Genomic DNA, 15,645 nt, shown 5'->3' with positions numbered 1-15,645 from the left:
GAGGCGCACTTCATCCCCCTGCTGGGGCAACTGGTGGAGAAGTCGCTGATCCTGGTGGAAGGCGGCGGGGCGACGCTAGGCTACCGCCTGCTGGCCATGCTGCGGCTGCATCTGCGGCAGTTCCGCCAGCAACCGCCGCTCCAGGGCCTGCTGCTGCCAGGCCAGCGGCGGGATCCCGATGGCGCGGGTAAATACCCGGCTCAGATGCGCCTGATCGAAGAAGCCGCATTCCAGGGCGATCGCCGCCAGGGGTAACTCGCGCTCGGCGAGTAACTGCTGGGCGCGGTGGATGCGCTGCTGCCGCAACCATTCCAGTGGGGCGAGCCCGGCACTGAGCTTGAACTGGCGGGTGAAGTGACTACGCGACAGGCCGCAGACGGAAGCGACCTGGCTGACGCTGATACCGCGCTCCAGATGCTGCAGCAGGACTTCCTTGGCCAGCCGTTCCTGCCAGGCGGCCAAACCGGCCAGTCGGGTACTGGATAGAGCCAGGGTGCTATCGACGGTCATGGACATGGCGCTCTCCCTATCAAACCAGCCGCGTCGCGCGACCGCCTGGATGAGAATGATTCCCTGCAGTTGTCTGACGTGCGAGTTGCCTATCGTTAATTACCGTTAAGGCGGCAACGCGCTAGGCGCAATACTGTCGCGACGGCGCTGGCCGAGGGTGTCGCCGGGCCAGCAGGTGCCAGCCCAGCAGGGCGAGGCCGAGCAGTCCGGCGATCAGCAGGGGCGCCGGGCCATAGGCCTGGAGTCTGTCGAGCAGGGCCAGGATGTGCGCCTCGAACAGCCGGCCCAGGGCCAGGCCGGAGCCGATCCACAGGGTGGCGCCACCCAGGTCGTAGGCCAGGAAGCGCCGCAGGGGCATGGCGCTGGCACCGGCGCTGAGGGTGGCGAGGGCGGCAGCGCCGGGGACGAACTTGGCCACCAGCAGCAGGCCGGGAAGGCGGGTGGCCGCCGGGACATGGCCCGGCAGGTGGCGCAGCAGCCAGGCGCCATGTCGCCGGCCGGCCCAGTACCAGAGCAGATCGGCCAGGCCGGTGACCGCGACGGTAGCCAGCAGCGCCAGGAGCAATTCGGCTTCATCGGCCGCCGCGCCCATCACCACCAGCGACGGATAGGCCGGTACCGGCAGGCCCAGCTGTTCGCCAAAGACATTCAGCGTCAGCCAGAGGGTGGCGTTACCGGCCACCAGGGAGGTCAGGGCTTGGGTGCTCATGGCGCGTTCTCGGCAAGGGGAGGCCGTGGGAGCGGCCTCCGGGCTTGGCGCCTGCTACGCGGGCGCAGGCAGGCTCAGGGCATTTGCGGCAGTTCGTTGGGCCGCAGATCGAACACCAGCACCTCGGCGTCGGTGCCGTGGGCCAGCTGCAGCTCGCGCTCGCCGCGCAGCCTTGCGCCGTCACCGGCCTGCAGCAGGACCCCGTTCAGTTCCAGGCTGCCACGGGCGACGTGCACATAGGCATGGCGCTCGGGGGCCAGTTGCAGGCTGGCGCTTTCGCTACCGTCGAACAGGCCGGCGTAGACCCGGGCATCCTGGCGCACTTCCAGCGAACCTTCGGCGCCGTCCGGCGAGATAATCAGGGCCAGGCGGCCACGCTTGGCCTCGGCGCTGAAGTGCTGCTGCTGGTAGCGCGGTTCGGCGCGGCGCACGTTGGGCACGATCCAGATCTGCAGGAAGTGCACACTCTCGCGCTCCGAGTGGTTGTACTCGCTGTGGCTGACGCCGCTGCCGGCGCTCATCAGCTGGACGTCACCGGGACGGATCACCGAGCCGGTGCCCAGGCTGTCCTGGTGCTCCAGGGCACCTTCGAGCACATAGGAGAAGATTTCCATGTCGCGGTGCGGATGCTCGCCGAAGCCCTGGCCTCCGGTCACGGTGTCGTCATTGATCACCAACAGGTCGGAAAAGCCCTGTTCCGCCGGATTGCGATAGCTGGCGAAGGAAAAGGTGTGGAAGGACTTAAGCCAGCCGTGGTTGGCGGCGCCGCGATCGGAAGCTTTACGAATGGCCAGCATGATGAGGCTCCTTGTCTGAGTGGGGCGCGGTCTGTTCCGACGCCATGGAAGTCATCCTACTGTGGCGCCCGGGTTTGATTAACGAGCTGGCAGGAGAATGGTCGTCCTGTTCTGGTTGACGATACCCCTGGCTGGCCGGCGTCAGCTGCTGCTCCGCGCTCATTGAACCTGGCGCGGACGGGCCGGCCAGAGCCTGACGGTCAGCGCCAGCAGGGCGGTCGCCAGCGCCAGGCCGGCGACGCCGCTCCAGCCCAGCCGGGCCAGCAGCAGACTGCCCAGGGCCGCGCCGCTGGCCATGCCGATGAACATACCGGTGAAGAGCACCGCGTTGAGCCGGCTGCGCGCCTCGGGTTCCAGGCCGTAGACCTGGGCCTGGTGGGCGATCAGGGTGGCCTGGACGCCGAGGTCGAAGACCACCGTCGCCAGCGCCAGCAGCGCCAGACCGGCCATGCCCGGCAGCCAGGGCAGCAGCAGCAGGCTGGCGAAGGCCAGGGCTGCCAGGCCGATGCCCAGGCGTGTCACCCATTCCGAGCCATGGCGATCCGCCAGGCGGCCGGCCCAGGGCGCGGCCAGGGCACCGGCGGCACCGGCCAGGCCGAAGGCGCCGGCGGCGGCGCTGCCCAGCTGGAAGGGCCCGGCGTGCAGATAGAGGGCGAGGGTCGACCAGAAGGCACTGAAGCCCACCGACAGCAGCCCTTGCGCCAGGGTCGCCCGGCGCAGCGCGGCATGCCGGCGCCAGAGCGCGCCCAGGGAGCCGAGCAGCGCCGGATAACTGAGTCGGGTGGTGGCGGCGAAGGCGGGCAGGCCGCGCCACACCGCCACGCCGATGGCGGCGATGCTCAGGGCGGCGAACAGATAGACCGCCCGCCAGCCAAGCCACTCGCCGATCAGGCCGCTCACCACCCGGGACAGCAGGATGCCCAGCAGCAGGCCGGTCATCACCGTGCCGACGATGCGCCCACGCTCGACCGGCGGCGCCAGGGTCGCGGCGGCCGGTACCAGGTCCTGGGCCACGGTGGCGGCCAGCCCGGTCACCAGGCTGGCCAGCAGCAGCCCGTGCAGCCCTGGTGCCAGGCTGGCGCCCAGCAGCGCCAGCAGCAGCACGGCCAGCTTGGCCAGGATGATGCGGCGGCGGTCGAAGCGATCACCCAGGGGCGCCAGCAGCAGCAGCCCCAGGGCATAGCCGAGCTGGGTGAGGGTAGGGATCAGTCCCACGTCGGCGGCAGGTGCTGGCAGGGCGCCCGCGAGAAGGCCGAGCAGCGGCTGGCTGTAATAGAGGTTGGCCACGCTCAGGCCGGCGCCGGTGGCCAGCAGGCCGAGCAGGGCGGGGGACAGGCTGGCGCTGCGCGGTGAGGTCTGGCTATGCGGGAGTGGAATGTTGGTCATGGCGATTCTCCGGGTGGGAAGACGATGAGCGCATTCTTCGCCACGGCGGTCGCTGGCTGTAGCCGAACGCCGGGTACAGGGGGTATACGTAGGCCGTATGAACACCACCTTTGCCCATGACCGTCTCGACCTGCTGGAAACCTTCGTGCGCATCGTCGAGGCCGGCAGCCTGTCGGCGGCTGCACGCCAGCTCGGGACCACGCAGCCCACCGTCAGTCGGCGCCTGCAGGCGCTGGAGGCCGCGCTGCAGGTGCGCCTGGTGCAGCGCTCGACCCACGCCCTACGCCTGACCGAGGATGGCCAGCGCTGCTATCGCCAGGCCCAGCAGCTGCTCGGCGACTGGCAGGCCTTCGCCGCCGCCCTGCACGGCGCCCACGCCGAGCCCGAGGGACGACTGCGGGTGGTGATGCCCCATGCCTTCGGCCAGGAGCAGTTGCTCGATCCGCTGGAGACCTATCTGCGGCGCTATCCGCGGATGCAGGTGGACTGGGTGCTCAGCGACCGGGCGCCGAATTTCGTCGCCGATGGCGTCGACTGCGCCATCCGGGTGGGCGTGGTGGAAGATCCGGACACCGTGGCGGTGCGCCTGGGCGACGTCCAGCGCATCCTGGTGGCGGCGCCGGAGCTGGCAGGCACCCTGCAGGCACCCGAGGAGCTGACGGCGCTGCCCTGGATCGCCATGACCCAGTTCTACCAGACCGAACTGCACCTGCAGCTGGGCGCCACGGGCGAAAGCCGGCGGGTCCCCTTGCGGCCACGGCTGGCCACCGAGAGCCTCTTTGTCGCCCGTCATGCCGCGGTGCGCGGCCTGGGCTGCGCGGCGCTGTCGCACTGGATGGTGCGCGAGGACGTCGCCGCGGGTCGCCTGGTGCATCTGCTCCCCGAATGGCAGGCCGCGCCCCTGCCGATCTATCTCATCTATCCCTACGCCCGCGTCTACCCGGCGCGGCTGCGCCTGTTTCTCGAACTGGTGCGCGAGGCCTGCGCCAGGATGCTGGATGTGACGGCGCCCGCCTGAACTCAAGGATCAGGCGGGCGCAACGAGCGAGGGTGATCAGGCGAGTCGGGCCGCCTGCACCGGGCGCCGGCCATCCAGGCTCAGGGCCCCGGCACCAAAGGCCGCCACCTGCAGCAGCCCCCCGGCGATGGCGACGTTCTTGAGGAAGTGGATCAGCTGGTTCTGGTCGGCGAAGTGGTGGTGGAACACCAGGGCGGTGACCAGGGTGAAGGCGGCCATGGCCAGCGCTACCGGCCGGGTGCGATAGCCGATCAGCAGCAGGCTGGCGAGTCCCAGCTCCACCGCCAGGGCGCCGAGGTAGGCAAGGTCCGGGAACGGCAGGCCCATGGCGGCGATGTAGCCCTTGGTGGCCGCCGGGGCGAGCAGTTTGCCCACGCCGCTGAACAGGAAGAGGCTGGCGAGCAGCAGGCGGCCGGTGGTGGCGGTGAGGGCTTGGGTGTTCATCGTTGACTGTCCTTCGTGAGGTCCGGCATCCGGTATGGATGCGATGGGGCCAGATTACTGTCCACCCTGGATTCGATTAAGTAGCCTTGTCGCGTTTAATAGTCTCTCGAGAGTTGACTATCTCCCAGGTGCCGGTCTGCACTGTGACCTGAATCCTTTCACCTGCACGCCACAGCACAGGCGTCCAAAAACCAGCACAGACGTCCAAGGCCGCCCGTCGTCGTCCGGGTGAAAGTCCGCCCCATCGACGGCGCGAGGCCTTTCTCGCAGCCGGCTCTTTAGCAGGAGGCTGGGCCATGGAACGCGTGCGACTGGATCTGGGACTCTTGTTCCTGCGCCTGGGCGGCGCCGGACTGCTCCTGGCGGTGCATGGCCTGCCCAAGGCGCTGCATTTCCGCCAGCAGCTCGGCCTGATCGAGGACCCGCTGCACCTGGGCGCCTGGCCGACGCTGGGTTTCGCGGTCTTCGCCGAGGTCGTCTGCCCGCTGCTGATCGCCCTGGGCTGGGCGACGCGCCTGGCCTGCCTGCCGATCCTCGGCGTGCTGCTGATCGCGCTGCTGGTGGTGCATCCGCAGTGGTCCCTGGAAGAGGGCCAGTTCGGCTGGCTGCTGCTGGTGCTGTTCGGCACCCTGGCGCTCACCGGGCCGGGTCGCTATTCGCTGGAGGCGCGGCTGGCCAGGCGTCATGCCACCCAGGGCGGTTTCGCGAGGGCGCTGTCATGAGTGCCGCGCCTGGGCAGGACCTGCAGCAGCCACACAGCCGCATCGTCACCCTGGTGATCCGCCACCAGCCCCTGGCCGGCCAGCACCAGGCCTACCAGCGCTGGCTGGAGCGCGCGGTCACTGCTGCCCGTGAAGCCTGCGGCCATCTGGGCGTGGACGTCATCCCGCCGGCCGAGCAGGGCGCCGCCTTTACCACCCTGGTGCGCTTCGCCGACGTCGAGCGACTGCAGGCCTGGCTGGCCTCGCCCGAGCGCCAGGCGCTGATCGCCGAGGTGGCGCCGCTGCTGCGCGAGGCCGATGCCCCCGAGGTGCATGCCGACGCCGAATTCTGGTTCAACCCGCCACGCCCCGGCGTGCGCCAGCCGCCGGCCTGGAAGCAGGCGGTGCTGACCTACCTGGTCATCGCGCCCCTGACCATGCTGATCCCGCCGCTGTGGCAGCCGCTGTTCGCGCGTTATCCGCTGCTGGCCGGCACTGTGCCGAGCAACCTGCTGATCACCCTGTGCATCGTGCCGCTGGTGGTGTTCCTGATCATGCCGAGGGTGAGCCGCCTGTGCGCGCCCTGGCTCAACGCCCGCTCGGGCGCCTTTTCCACTTCTTCCACCCAACGAGGCGAGCAACCATGAGCACCTTCACCACCCGCGACGGCGTCGAGATCTATTTCAAGGACTGGGGCAGCGGCAAGCCCGTGCTGTTCAGCCACGGCTGGCCGCTGGACGCCGACATGTGGGACTACCAGATGCACCATCTGGCCAGCCACGGCTATCGCGCCATCGCCTTCGACCGCCGCGGTTTCGGGCGCTCCGGCCAGCCGTGGAACGGCTACGACTACGACACCTTCGCCGACGACATCAAGGAGCTGATCGAGCACCTGGATCTGCGCGACGTCACCCTGGTGGGCTTCTCCATGGGTGGTGGCGATGTCAGCCGCTACCTGGCGCGCCACGGCTCGGCGCGGGTCGCCAAGCTGGCGCTGCTTGGCGCCGTCACCCCGCTGTTCGGACAGCTGCCGGACTTCCCCCAGGGCGTCGACCCGGGCGTCTTCGACGGTATCCGCGGCGGTCTGCTGAAGGACCGTGCCCAGTTCCTCGCCGACTTCGCCCCGGTGTTCTATGGCACCAACCAGGGCCAGCAGGTCTCCGCGGGCGTCTTCACCCAGACCCTCAACATCGCCCTGCTGGCCTCGCTCAAGGGCACGGTCGACTGCGTCACCGCCTTCGCGGAAACCGACTTCCGTCCGGACATGGCCAGGATCGACGTGCCGACCCTGGTGATCCACGGCGACGCCGACCAGGTGGTGCCCTTCGCGACCACCGGCAAGCTGGCCGCCGAGCTGATCCGTGGCGCCGAGCTCAAGGTGTACGCCGGCGCCCCCCACGGCTTCGCGGTGACTCACGCCGAGCAGCTGAACCGCGACCTGCTGGCCTTCGTCGCCCGCTGAGCCTTCCCGGGCGCCCTGCGCCCGGACTTCTGATCCTGGTCCCGGAGGCCACATGCAACACGCCGATCTGATTCTGCACAACGGCAAGCTCCACACCGTCGATCCCGAGCGCCCCGAGGCGACCGCGGTCGCCATCAAGGACGGCGTCTTTCTTGCCGTGGGCAGCGACAGCGACGTCATGGCGCATCGCGGCCCGGGCACCCAGGTGGTCGACCTGCGCGGTCGCCGCGCCATCCCGGGCCTCAACGACTCCCACCTGCACCTGATCCGCGGCGGCCTCAACTACAACCTGGAACTGCGCTGGGAGGGCGTGCCCTCGCTGGCCGATGCCCTGCGCATGCTCAAGGACCAGGCCGAGCGCACCCCGGCGCCCCAGTGGGTGCGGGTGGTGGGCGGCTGGAACGAATTCCAGTTCGCCGAGCGCCGGCTGCCGACCCTGGAGGAGCTCAACCAGGCCGCGCCGGACACCCCGGTGTTCATCCTCCACCTCTACGACCGGGCGCTGCTCAACCGCGCCGCCCTGCGTGTCGTGGGCTACACCAAGGACACGCCCAATCCGCTAGGTGGCGAGATCCAGCGCGATGCCCGCGGCGAGCCCACCGGCATGCTCATCGCCCGGCCCAACGCCATGATCCTCTACGCCACCCTGGCCAAGGGGCCCAAGCTGCCGCTGGAATACCAGGTCAACTCCACCCGCCAGTTCATGCGCGAGCTCAATCGCCTGGGCCTGACCAGCGCCATCGATGCCGGCGGCGGCTTCCAGAACTACCCGGACGACTACCAGGTCATCCAGGAACTGGCCGATGCCGACCAGCTCACCGTGCGCATCGCCTACAACCTCTTCACCCAGCGGCCCAGGGAAGAGCTGACCGACTTCAGGAACTGGACCAGCAGCGTCACCCTGCACCAGGGCACAGACTTCCTCCGCCACAACGGCGCCGGCGAGATGCTGGCCTTCTCCGCGGCCGACTTCGAGGACTTCCTCGAACCGCGCCCGGACCTGCCGCCCACCATGGAGGCCGATCTGGAACCGGTGGTGCGCCACCTGGTGGAGCAGCGCTGGCCGTTCCGCCTGCACGCCACCTATGACGAATCCATCTCGCGCATGCTCGACGTCTTCGAGCGGGTTGATCGCGACGTGCCCTTCAACGGGCTGCCCTGGTTCTTCGACCACGCCGAGACCATCAGCCCGCGCAACATCGAGCGGGTCAGGGCCCTCGGCGGCGGCATCGCCATCCAGGACCGCATGGCCTTCCAGGGCGAATACTTCGTCGACCGCTATGGCGCCAAGGCCGCCGAGCAGACCCCGCCGATCCAGCGCATGCTCGCCGAAGGCGTACCGGTAGGGGCGGGGACCGATGCCACCCGCGTCTCCAGCTACAACCCCTGGACCTCGCTGTACTGGCTGGTCAGCGGCCGTACCGTGGGCGGCCTGGCGCTCTATCAGGAGGGGCTGCCGCGGGCCACCGCCCTGCAGCTGTTCACCCAGGGCAGCGCCTGGTTCTCCTCGGAGCAGGGCAAGAAGGGCCAGTTGCGAGAGGGCCAGCTGGCCGATGTGGCGGTGCTCTCGGCGGACTTCTTCACGGTCGAGGAAGAGGCCATCAAGCACCTGGAGTCGGTGCTGACCGTGGTCGGCGGCCGTATCGTCCATGGCACCGAGGAATTCGATCGCCTGGGTCCGCCGCCCTTGCCGGTCACCCCGGACTGGTCGTCGGTGGTCAAGGTGCCCGGCCACTGGAAGCCCGGCGCGCCCTTGCAGGCCGTCGTGCACCAGTGCGCCGGTGCCTGTTCCGTGCATGGCCACGGCCATGAGCGGGCGCGCCAGAGCAAGGTGCCGGTCAGCGACTTCAGTGGCTTCTGGGGCGCCTTCGGCTGCTCCTGCTTCAGCTTCTGAGGAGCGTTTGCCATGACCGCCGCCGCCCTGCCTCCCAACACCGCCTCGCCCTGGCAGCCCCTGCGTCAGCGCACCTTCCGCTGGCTGTGGCTGGCCAGCATCGCCTCCAACATCGGTACCTGGATGCACGAGGTGGGCGCCGGCTGGCTGATGACCTCGTTGTCGGCCAGCCCCCTGGCGGTGGCCCTGGTCCAGGTGGCGGGGGCACTGCCGATGTTCCTGCTGGCACTGCCGGCCGGTGCCCTGGCCGACATCGTCGACCGCCGTCGCTACCTGCTCGGCGTGCAGCTGTGGATGGCCGCGGTGGCCCTGGCACTGGCCGGGCTGACCCTGGCCGGCTGGATGACCGTACCGCTGCTGCTGGGCCTGACCCTGGCCATGGGCGTGGGCACGGCGCTGATGCTGCCGGCCTGGTCGGCGCTGACCCCCGAACTGGTCGACAAGCGCGAGCTGCCCGCGGCCATCGCCCTGTCCAGTCTGGGCATGAACGTGGCCCGTGCCCTCGGCCCGGCGCTGGCCGGGGTGCTGGTCAGCCTGGCCGGTCCCTGGCTGGCCTTCGCCCTTAACGCCGTTTCCTTTCTGGCCGTGATCGTCGCGCTCCTGACCTGGCGACGCCAACCTGCAGCCGCCGTGCTGCCCGCGGAGCGCCTGCTGGGCGCCGTCCGGGTCGGCCTCCGCTATGCCCGCAGCTCGCTCCAGCTGCAGGTGGTGCTGGCCCGGACCGCCGCGTTTTTCCTTGGCGCCAGCGCCGGCATGGCCCTGTTGCCACTGCTGGTGCGTCAGGCCCTGCAGGGCACCGCCCTAGATTTCGGCATCCTGCTCGGTTGCGTCGGCCTGGGCGCCATCGGCGGCGCCATGCTCCTGCCACGCCTGCGCGAACGGCTGTCCAGCGACCTGCTGGTGGCGGGTGCCAGTGCGCTCTATGCCGGGGTCCTGCTCGGCCTGGCCTGAATTCGCGACTTCGCCTGGCTGCTGCCGGTCGTGCTGGTCAGCGGCCTGGCCTGGATCGCCGTGCTCTCCAGCCTGCAGGTGGCGGCCCAGACCGCCGTGCCCGGCTGGGTGCGCGCCCGCGCCCTGGCCGTCTACATCCTGGTGTTCTTTGGTACCAGCGCCCTGGGCGGCTTGCTCTGGGGCGCCCTGGCCAGTCACTTCTCCCTGAGCCTGGCGCTGAGCGCGGCGGCCGCGGTGCTGCTGGCCGGCATCGGGCTGACCTGGCGCCTGCGTCTGCCGGTTACTCCGGCGGCCGATATCGCCCCTTCGCTGCACTGGCCGGCGCCCATCCTCGACGACTCCCTGGATCGCGAACGCGGCCCGGTGATGGTCACCCTGGAATACGACATCGCCCCCGAGCATGGCCCGGCCTTTCGCCAGGCCATGCAGGCGGTGGGCGCCATGCGCCGACGCAACGGCGCCTTCTCCTGGGCCCTGCTGCAGGACAGCGCCGAACCGCGGCTCTGGCAGGAATTCTTCTGCGACGAATCCTGGCTGGAACACCTGCGCCACCACCACCGCGTCACCCAGGGCGAACAGCGCCTGGAAGCGGCCGCGCGCCAGTACCAGACCTCCGGCGTGCCCGTCGCCATTCGCCATCTCCTGGGCGGTGCCTGATGCCGCCCTTCACCCGCAACCCCCAAACCACTCCCTGAGGACTCCACCATGAGCAAGCCCTACAACCGTCTCGACAAGAACGATGCCGTCGTCCTGCTGATCGACCACCAGGCCGGTCTGATTTCGCTGGTCCAGGATTTCACCCCCAGCGACTTCAAGAACAACGTCCTGGCCCTGGCCAACAGCGCCAAGTTCTTTGGCCTGCCCACCATCCTCACCACCAGCTTCGAACAGGGCCCCAACGGCCCGCTGGTGCCCGAGCTGGTCGAGCTGTTCCCCGAGGCGCCGTACATCGCCCGTCCCGGCCAGATCAACGCCTGGGACAACGAAGACTTCGTCGCCGCCATCAAGGCCACCGGCCGCAAGCAGCTGATCATCGCCGGCGTGGTGACCGACGTCTGCGTGACCTTCCCGGCACTGGCCGCCATCGCCGAAGGCTTCGACGTCTTCGTGGTGACCGATGCCTCCGGCACCTTCGACAAGACCGTGCAACAGGCCGCCTGGGCGCGCATGAGCGCCGCCGGCGTGCAGCTGATGAACTGGTTCAGCGTCGCCTGCGAACTGCACCGCGACTGGCGCAACGACATCGAGGGCCTGGGCGCGCTGCTGTCCAACCACATCCCCAACTACCGCAACCTGATGACCAGCTACGCCAAGCTGGCCGCCAAGTAAGGTAAACGACAGGCAGGCGCCCCTCCCGGCGCCTGACCTTCGCGGAGGGATGCCGTGAACCGCAACGACCTGCGCCGCATCGACCTGCACCTGCTGGTGGTGTTCGAAAGCCTGATGCACGAGCGCAACCTCACCCGCACCGCGGAAAAGCTCTTTCTCGGCCAGCCGGCCATCAGTGCCGCCCTGGTGCGGCTGCGGCAATTCTTCGACGATCCCCTGCTGGTGCGCAGCGGCCGCGCGATGGAGCCCACGCCGCGGGCCCTGGCCATTCTCGAACGGCTGCGCCCGGCGCTGGACGGCCTGTCCAATGCCTTGAGCGAGGTCGACGACTTCGACCCCGGCGCCAGTCGTGCGGTGTTTCGCCTGGGCATGTCCGACGATGTCGAGTGCGGTCTGCTGCCGCCGCTGCTGGCCCATCTGCGCGAGGTGGCGCCGCACTGCGTGCTGGTGGTGCGCAACGCCAACTTCCTGCTCCTGCCCGGCCTGCTGGCCAGTGGCGAAGTCTCCCTGGGCATCAGCTACACCACCCAGCTGCCGGCCAATGCCAGGTGCCGCACCCTGAGGCACATCCGCGCCCTGGTGGTCCGCGCCGACAGCGATCCCGCGCCCCTGACCCTGGACGACTACTGCGCGCGGCCCCATGTGCTGGTGTCCATGTCCGGCGATCTCTGCGGCAACATCGACGACGACCTGGCACGTCTCGGCCGCAGTCGCAAGGTGGCCCTGGGCGTGCCCCACTTCAACGGTCTCGGCGCCCTGCTGGCGGGCAGCGAATTGCTCGCCACGGTGCCCGACTACGCCGCCCGGGCGCTGGCCGCGGGCGGCGGCCTGCGCATCGAGGAACCGCCGTTTCCCATCGTCCCGGCCAAGCTGTCGCTGGTCTGGCGCGCGGCCCAGGACCAGGACCCGGGCGAGCGCTGGCTGCGCGGCGAGATCAGCAGATTCATGGGCGAAAACCTCTAGCGCGGCGGCTATCAGCGCCGTCGATAAGCGCTATCCGCCGGTACGATTTATGGGAAAGGGGGTTGGCTTTCTAGGATGGCTGCATGTCTTCCGGAGCCACGCCCATGAACCTCGCCATCCTCCGCAACGCCTTCCGCCTGCTGGCCTGCGCCGGCTTCCTCGCCATGCTGGCCGGCTGCGCCAGCTCCCACAACGCCTACCTCAGGGATGGCAGCACGGCCTACCTGGTGCAGTGCAACGGGGTCTTCGGCAGCTGGTCGGGTTGCGCCGGGGAAGCCGCGGAGCGCTGCAGCACCGGCAGCTACCGGGTCCTCGCCCGCAATCATCTGGACGGTGCCAGCGAAGCCCAGGCCGAAGCCAGTGTCGCCGGCCAGTCCTACCCGGTGCGCAACCTGCTGGTGCAGTGCCAGGGCGAGCAACTCGCCTGGCGGGTGGGCAACTTCGTGCGCCGGCTGCCGGTCAGCGAGGGGTGAGGGCGGATCAGCGGGCTGTCGAGCGTTCTGCAAGCAGGCGCTCTGCAAACGGCTGAAGGCCTGCTCGGATAACCCCTCTACCTCTGGTAGGGGTTGGGGTGAGGGCACGCCCCGCACAACGACGTCACCCCTGGAAAAGGCTGCGCCGTTTTCCAGGCTACGGCTCTGCAATCAGACCGTAGGTTGGGTTGAGACGGCTCCATCGTCGAAGCCCAACAGCGATGTTCAGCCTCTGGCGTTGTTGGGCTTCGCTGCGCTCAACCCAACCTACGAGGGCCCGCCAGGGTGGTCGATCCTCAGGCATGCTCCAGGAAATTCAGGAGCCGTCCACCAGGATCGCGGACGAAGAAGCGCCTCACGCCCCAAGGCTCGGTCACCGGACCGTACTCGGGTACGTAGCCCGCGCCGGCCAGTCGACGCAAGACCTCGTCCAGGTCATCGACTTCCAGCGACAGCTCCGGCACCGGCGTACCCGAGCCTCCCTCCACCGCGAAGCTGACCTGGGGACTGGCCTGGCCCGCGCCGACGAAGGTCAGGATCCAGCCATGGTCCATCGCCAGCGTCAGGCCCAGCAGCTCGCCATAGAAGACCTTGGCGGCGGCCAGCTGCTCGGTGGCGATGTTCGGTACGATGCGCGTGATCTGCATGGGCGAACTCTCCGGCTTTACGGGCCTGACAGCTTAGCAAGTCGCTGACGCCAGGCAGTCACTCGCCTATCGCGGCGGCCGGCCGATGCGCGACAGCTAGTCCGCCAGCGCTTCCTCCAAGACCTTCAGGAATTCCCGCGTCGCCGGTGTCGGCAGCGGCGACCAGATGGCATGGACGTTACGCTGGGGGGCATCGCTGACCGGCACCCGGGCCAGGCCGGCAAAGGTGCTGGCTATACTCTGAGGCACCAGGCCGATCGCCAGCCCACGCCGGACGAAGCGCTCCAGCAACTGCATGTTGCCCGTCTCGAAACGCACCCGATGGGGCAGGCCCAGGGCGGCGAAGGCCTCGTCGGTCTGCCGCCGGGCACCGCTGCCCGCGGGCAGGTCCACCAGCGGCAGATCCACCAGCTCGTGCAGCGACAGCCTTTTCCGCCCCGCCAGGGCGTGCGCGGCCGGCAGCACCGCCACCAGCTCCTCGCTGAGCAGCAGGCGGCTGTCCACCGCCTCCAGGGCCACCTGGCGCGACAGGCCGATCAGGGCGAAATCCAGTTGTCGCTCGCGCACCGCCGCCAGCAGCGTCTCGCTCTTGTCCTGACGCAGCCGGATGTCCACCTGGGGATGGCGGGCATGGAAGGCGGCCAGCAGCTCGACGATGTCCAGGCGTGGCACCGAAGAGATCAGACCCAGCGTCAGGGTGCCGCGAATGGCGCCGACCGCGGCGGCCACGTCCTGCTGCAACCTTTCCACCGCCGCCAGCGCCTGCCGCGCCTGGACCAGCAGCGCCTCGCCGGCCGGGGTGAGGCGTACCTGACGCGGCAGGCGCTCGAACAGGGTGGCGCCCAGTTCGGCTTCCAGGCGGGCGATCTGGTGACTGAGCGCCGACTGCACCACATGGCAACGCTCGGCGGCGCGAGTGAAGTGGCGCTCTTCGGCCAGGGCGACGGCGAATTCCAGCTGCTTGAGATTCATAGCGCTATCTTGAAATGAGATCGAAACCATCTTAACGATTCATTTAACCGATGGCTGCCGGTGTCCGATACTGATCAGCCTCTCCCTTGCCGGACCCTGCGGATGTCTAACCCCACGCCTCCTCTCAGCCGCTGGCTGACCCTGCTCATGGCCGTCGCCACCGGTATCGCCGTGGCCAGCAACTACTACAACCAGCCGTTGCTGCACACCATCGCCCAGCGCTTCGACCTCAGCTACACCCAGGCCGGCAGCATCGTCACCACCGCCCAGCTCAGCTACGCCGCGGGTCTCCTGCTGCTGGTGCCGCTGGGGGACCTGCTGGAGCGGCGCCGGCTGATCGTCACCATGAGCGTGATCGCCGCCGCCGGCCTGGCGCTGAGCGCCACCGCCACCAGCCTGACCTGGCTGCTGCTGGGCACCGCCATGACCGGGCTCTTCTCGGTGGTGGCCCAGGTGCTGGTACCCTTCGCCGCCACCCTGGCCGCGCCGGAGCAGCGGGGCAGGGCGGTGGGCACGGTGATGAGCGGCCTCATCCTCGGCATCCTGCTGGCCCGCACCGTGGCCGGAGCGCTCTCGTCCCTGGGCGACTGGCGCACCGTCTATGCCGTGGCGGCCGGCCTGATGCTGGCCACCGCCCTGGCCCTGCGCCTGGCCCTGCCGCGCTATCAGCAGTCGGCGGGCCTGAGCTATCCACGGCTGCTGGGTTCGGTGTTCGTGCTCTTGCGCGACGAACCCCTGCATCGCCTGCGCACCCTGCTGGGCTGTCTGGGCTTCGCCGTCTTCGCGATGTTCTGGACGCCCCTGGCCTTTCTGCTCGCCGCCGAGCCCTATGGCTTCAGCGACGGCACCATCGGCCTGTTCGGTCTCGCCGGTGCGGTGGGCGCCCTGGCCGCCAACCTGGCCGGGCGCATGGCCGACAGGGGCAAGGGTGGTCTCGCCACCAGCATCGGCCTGGCCTCCCTGACCCTGGCCTGGCTACCCCTGGCCTTCGCCCAGCAGTCGCTGGCGGCGCTGCTGGTCGGCATCCTGGTGCTGGACCTCGCCGTGCAGCTCAGCCACGTCAGCAACCAGAACGTGGTCTATCGCCTGCGCCCGGAAGCCCGTAGCCGCCTCAACGCCGGCTACATGACCGGGTACTTCCTCGGCGGCTCCCTGGGTTCGCTGCTGTCGGCGCGGCTGTACGAGCACTTCGGCTGGGCCGGCGTCAGCCTGGCCGGGTGCCTGCTGGCCGGCACGGCGCTGGCCGTCTGGTGCCTGTTCCTGCTGCGCCAGCGTCAGGCGCGGGCCTGAGCGCCATCATCAGCGCGGTCGATGATCGCTATCCCGCGGGACGATTTCTAGGCGCGGGGTGGGCTGGCGACAATGAGTCCACACCCACCCGACACCGGT

General features: G+C 69.4%; 16 protein-coding genes and 1 pseudogene. 10 read left to right on the top strand and 7 right to left on the bottom strand.

Annotated features, from left to right (window positions below; translation table 11 throughout):
* Positions 1 to 75: 75 nt before the first annotated feature.
* The 4 genes from PVZ77_RS05370 to PVZ77_RS05355 all read right to left on the bottom strand — a co-directional run bounded on the left by PVZ77_RS05370 (position 76) and on the right by PVZ77_RS05355 (position 3,402).
* Entirely contained in the window at positions 76 to 516 is a 441-nt protein-coding gene (locus PVZ77_RS05370) for an AraC family transcriptional regulator (RefSeq protein ID WP_310041531.1), read from the bottom strand.
* A gap of 115 nt (positions 517 to 631) precedes the next feature.
* Complete coding sequence (locus PVZ77_RS05365) at positions 632 to 1,219, bottom strand: DedA family protein (protein WP_273810293.1); 588 nt, start codon at positions 1,217 to 1,219, stop codon at positions 632 to 634.
* Between the two features lie 74 nt (positions 1,220 to 1,293).
* Entirely contained in the window at positions 1,294 to 2,016 is a 723-nt protein-coding gene (locus PVZ77_RS05360) for a pirin family protein (RefSeq protein ID WP_273810291.1), read from the bottom strand.
* A gap of 159 nt (positions 2,017 to 2,175) precedes the next feature.
* Positions 2,176 to 3,402, bottom strand: coding sequence for an MFS transporter (locus PVZ77_RS05355; RefSeq protein ID WP_273810289.1), 1,227 nt, complete (start codon positions 3,400 to 3,402; stop codon positions 2,176 to 2,178).
* Between the two features lie 97 nt (positions 3,403 to 3,499).
* On the opposite strand from PVZ77_RS05355, the gene PVZ77_RS05350 reads away from it, so the two are divergent.
* Positions 3,500 to 4,420, top strand: coding sequence for a LysR family transcriptional regulator (locus PVZ77_RS05350; protein WP_273810287.1), 921 nt, complete (start codon positions 3,500 to 3,502; stop codon positions 4,418 to 4,420).
* Positions 4,421 to 4,456: 36 nt separating this feature from the next.
* Here PVZ77_RS05350 and PVZ77_RS05345 read toward each other — a convergent pair whose 3' ends face one another.
* Positions 4,457 to 4,864, bottom strand: coding sequence for a DoxX family protein (locus tag PVZ77_RS05345; protein ID WP_273810285.1), 408 nt, complete (start codon positions 4,862 to 4,864; stop codon positions 4,457 to 4,459).
* 296 nt (positions 4,865 to 5,160) lie between these two features.
* On the opposite strand from PVZ77_RS05345, the gene PVZ77_RS05340 reads away from it, so the two are divergent.
* The 8 genes and pseudogenes from PVZ77_RS05340 to PVZ77_RS05305 all read left to right on the top strand — a co-directional run bounded on the left by PVZ77_RS05340 (position 5,161) and on the right by PVZ77_RS05305 (position 12,637).
* The gene (locus tag PVZ77_RS05340; protein ID WP_273810284.1) at positions 5,161 to 5,586 is read left to right on the top strand and encodes a DoxX family protein; all 426 of its coding nucleotides are present in this window, start codon (positions 5,161 to 5,163) and stop codon (positions 5,584 to 5,586) included.
* Positions 5,583 to 6,212 (top strand): antibiotic biosynthesis monooxygenase, encoded by a 630-nt coding sequence (locus PVZ77_RS05335; protein WP_273810282.1) that lies wholly within the window; start codon positions 5,583 to 5,585, stop codon positions 6,210 to 6,212. Before PVZ77_RS05340 ends, PVZ77_RS05335 begins: the two co-directional genes overlap by 4 nt.
* Positions 6,209 to 7,027 (top strand): alpha/beta fold hydrolase, encoded by an 819-nt coding sequence (locus PVZ77_RS05330; protein ID WP_273810281.1) that lies wholly within the window; start codon positions 6,209 to 6,211, stop codon positions 7,025 to 7,027. The genes PVZ77_RS05335 and PVZ77_RS05330 overlap by 4 nt, the downstream gene beginning before the upstream one ends.
* Before the next feature lie 52 nt (positions 7,028 to 7,079).
* Positions 7,080 to 8,921 (top strand): amidohydrolase, encoded by a 1,842-nt coding sequence (locus tag PVZ77_RS05325; RefSeq protein ID WP_273810280.1) that lies wholly within the window; start codon positions 7,080 to 7,082, stop codon positions 8,919 to 8,921.
* A 12-nt stretch (positions 8,922 to 8,933) separates the two neighbouring features.
* Positions 8,934 to 10,529 (top strand): annotated as a pseudogene (locus tag PVZ77_RS05320) (MFS transporter).
* Positions 10,530 to 10,577: 48 nt separating this feature from the next.
* Positions 10,578 to 11,201 carry an isochorismate family cysteine hydrolase YcaC gene (gene ycaC / locus PVZ77_RS05315; RefSeq protein ID WP_059313433.1) on the top strand — a complete coding sequence of 208 codons (624 nt, stop codon included), beginning with the start codon at positions 10,578 to 10,580 and terminating at the stop codon, positions 11,199 to 11,201.
* Between the two features lie 54 nt (positions 11,202 to 11,255).
* Complete coding sequence (locus tag PVZ77_RS05310) at positions 11,256 to 12,164, top strand: LysR substrate-binding domain-containing protein (protein WP_273810278.1); 909 nt, start codon at positions 11,256 to 11,258, stop codon at positions 12,162 to 12,164.
* 83 nt (positions 12,165 to 12,247) lie between these two features.
* Complete coding sequence (locus tag PVZ77_RS05305) at positions 12,248 to 12,637, top strand: hypothetical protein (RefSeq protein WP_273810277.1); 390 nt, start codon at positions 12,248 to 12,250, stop codon at positions 12,635 to 12,637.
* A gap of 296 nt (positions 12,638 to 12,933) precedes the next feature.
* Here the strand turns inward: PVZ77_RS05305 and PVZ77_RS05300 are convergent, their stop codons facing one another.
* A complete protein-coding gene (locus PVZ77_RS05300) occupies positions 12,934 to 13,284 on the bottom strand; it encodes a VOC family protein (protein WP_273810275.1) in 351 nt (116 codons plus the stop codon).
* A 96-nt stretch (positions 13,285 to 13,380) separates the two neighbouring features.
* A complete protein-coding gene (locus tag PVZ77_RS05295) occupies positions 13,381 to 14,256 on the bottom strand; it encodes a LysR substrate-binding domain-containing protein (RefSeq protein WP_273810273.1) in 876 nt (291 codons plus the stop codon).
* A 102-nt stretch (positions 14,257 to 14,358) separates the two neighbouring features.
* Here PVZ77_RS05295 and PVZ77_RS05290 point away from each other — a divergent pair, with 102 nt between their 5' ends.
* Positions 14,359 to 15,546: an MFS transporter gene (locus tag PVZ77_RS05290; RefSeq protein WP_273810272.1), complete on the top strand. Its 1,188-nt coding sequence runs from the start codon at positions 14,359 to 14,361 to the stop codon at positions 15,544 to 15,546.
* Positions 15,547 to 15,645: the final 99 nt, after the last annotated feature.

Source organism: Pseudomonas sp. SHLD1, from assembly GCF_028640935.1.
GTDB classification, from domain to species: domain Bacteria; phylum Pseudomonadota; class Gammaproteobacteria; order Pseudomonadales; family Pseudomonadaceae; genus Chryseomonas; species Chryseomonas aestiva.
This window is presented reverse-complemented; position numbering and strand designations above follow the sequence as displayed.

Coding starts and splice junctions, on each gene's coding strand:
- ycaC (WP_059313433.1), top strand. CDS start 10,578: ATGAGCAAGCCCTACAACCGTCTCGACAAGAACGATGCCGTCGTCCTG.
- PVZ77_RS05350 (WP_273810287.1), top strand. CDS start 3,500: ATGAACACCACCTTTGCCCATGACCGTCTCGACCTGCTGGAAACCTTC.
- PVZ77_RS05335 (WP_273810282.1), top strand. CDS start 5,583: ATGAGTGCCGCGCCTGGGCAGGACCTGCAGCAGCCACACAGCCGCATC.
- PVZ77_RS05355 (WP_273810289.1), bottom strand. CDS start 3,402: ATGACCAACATTCCACTCCCGCATAGCCAGACCTCACCGCGCAGCGCC.
- PVZ77_RS05290 (WP_273810272.1), top strand. CDS start 14,359: ATGTCTAACCCCACGCCTCCTCTCAGCCGCTGGCTGACCCTGCTCATG.
- PVZ77_RS05360 (WP_273810291.1), bottom strand. CDS start 2,016: ATGCTGGCCATTCGTAAAGCTTCCGATCGCGGCGCCGCCAACCACGGC.
- PVZ77_RS05325 (WP_273810280.1), top strand. CDS start 7,080: ATGCAACACGCCGATCTGATTCTGCACAACGGCAAGCTCCACACCGTC.
- PVZ77_RS05295 (WP_273810273.1), bottom strand. CDS start 14,256: ATGAATCTCAAGCAGCTGGAATTCGCCGTCGCCCTGGCCGAAGAGCGC.
- PVZ77_RS05340 (WP_273810284.1), top strand. CDS start 5,161: ATGGAACGCGTGCGACTGGATCTGGGACTCTTGTTCCTGCGCCTGGGC.
- PVZ77_RS05305 (WP_273810277.1), top strand. CDS start 12,248: ATGTCTTCCGGAGCCACGCCCATGAACCTCGCCATCCTCCGCAACGCC.
- PVZ77_RS05365 (WP_273810293.1), bottom strand. CDS start 1,219: ATGAGCACCCAAGCCCTGACCTCCCTGGTGGCCGGTAACGCCACCCTC.
- PVZ77_RS05300 (WP_273810275.1), bottom strand. CDS start 13,284: ATGCAGATCACGCGCATCGTACCGAACATCGCCACCGAGCAGCTGGCC.
- PVZ77_RS05370 (WP_310041531.1), bottom strand. CDS start 516: ATGTCCATGACCGTCGATAGCACCCTGGCTCTATCCAGTACCCGACTG.
- PVZ77_RS05330 (WP_273810281.1), top strand. CDS start 6,209: ATGAGCACCTTCACCACCCGCGACGGCGTCGAGATCTATTTCAAGGAC.
- PVZ77_RS05345 (WP_273810285.1), bottom strand. CDS start 4,864: ATGAACACCCAAGCCCTCACCGCCACCACCGGCCGCCTGCTGCTCGCC.